This is a genomic window from Anaerobacillus sp. MEB173, assembly GCF_052119505.1.
Classification (GTDB): Bacteria; Bacillota; Bacilli; order Bacillales; family JBJMAU01; genus JBJMAU01.
Window position 1 is genome coordinate 1 of the sequence record NZ_JBJMAU010000045.1, and the last position, 1490, is coordinate 1490.

Annotated in this window: 1 protein-coding gene; it reads left to right on the forward strand. The window is 29.3% G+C overall.

Translation table 11 applies throughout. The annotated features are described in order from the left end of the window. The coding region (locus tag ACJ2A9_RS23445) for an immunoglobulin-like domain-containing protein (protein WP_441424112.1) at positions 1-166 on the forward strand (166 nt) is incomplete at its 5' end. Between the last annotated feature and the right edge of the window lie 1324 nt (positions 167-1490).

Below are 1490 nucleotides of genomic sequence, written 5' to 3' on the forward strand. Positions count from 1 at the left end.
ATATGACTTAGCTTCTTCGGATGTTAAGAAATGGACAGTTGATTGGGATTGGCTCTATGGCAGTCTGGATACTGGTGAATACCGTATAGTGAAAGATATACTTGATTTTAGAAGCGCAGGGGATTATGATAAGCACCATTTGACAGCGGAGTTCACGATTGATTAGCAAAACAAAATTAGTAATTTAACGAAGGTTGTAAAAGGATGTACTTAAAGTATAGGATGCTTATATGTAGATATCAGGGCAGAATAGTTTAACAAGAAAATCTAATAATAAGATTTAGTTAGAGGGAATTTATAAAAACTATATCGGAAGGAAGCTGATTTATATGGAAAAAAAAGACATTCGCTTTAGCGATGTTAGTCGTTCCTTGGCTAACTGTTCCTTTCATGGGGAAAAAATCTTTTTTTAGGTTTTTACCTGTAGCAAGTTTTACTAATTTATTCATAAGTGTATTTAGTCTAATTGCTAATGAGAAAAAATGGAGGGTAAATAAAAACCCTTTATCTCCCGGTCCTATAGACTTTACATATATATATTAGGTTCCTATTTTGTAGCTACACTTTGGATTTTTAAACTAACATATGGAAATTTCCCAAAATATTTAATTACAAATATAGTATTAGATAGTATTAGTTCTTATCCTTTTTCACAACTTTGGGAAAAAGCAGGAGTATTTAAGTTGAATCATACTATATGGTATTTTATATGTGTGTCATTAGCAATTATTATTTATGGGTTTCAGAATATAGTAGAAAAATCGATTAATAAAAATCAAAACGAGGTTTTAAGGAATCCTTTAGAGTAGCTTCTACATCTCTTTGTGAAATTAAGGAAAAGTAAACTACCAAGGCAAATGACCGTCAAGAATTGCGTATTAATTGAAAAACTTAATTTTAACAGGTGTAAGAAAAATGTGGGGAACTCCAAAGAAAGGTTATTTTGGAGTATGCTCTTCTAGGATTTGGTCAATTTTTAAATAAAAAATATTTAAAAGGTATTGTTTTTGCTACCTATCATTTCTCTTATTCCTAATGTGAAGATAGGCTTACTCTTAGAAAGAATATTTTTCAAAAATGTTTAGTTTGTGAAAATATATATTAAAGTAAAGGATGCTTTAATTATTAAAAAGGTTGCCTTTGTTTTTTACTTATGCTAAATTAATACATCTGAGCAAAAAATAATATTTAATAAATAAATTTAAAAAATGTCGCGCAGAAAAAATAATTGTGTTATATTATTTGTCGTTAATGAGCGACCACACAAATCACTACATTGTTATTAAAGAAATGATGAGTTGATATTGAAAAAAAAATAAAAGCTATTGCACGGAATTTTAGATTGTGCTATAATGGTTCTTGTCGCTGTTGAGCAATGATGTGTAGCGCTTATTGTTTTGTGAGGATAACTCAAAAACATTTTAAAAAGTTGTTGCATAGAACTTAATGGTGTGATATAATAAATCTTGTCGCTGAAAACGACATGAGAT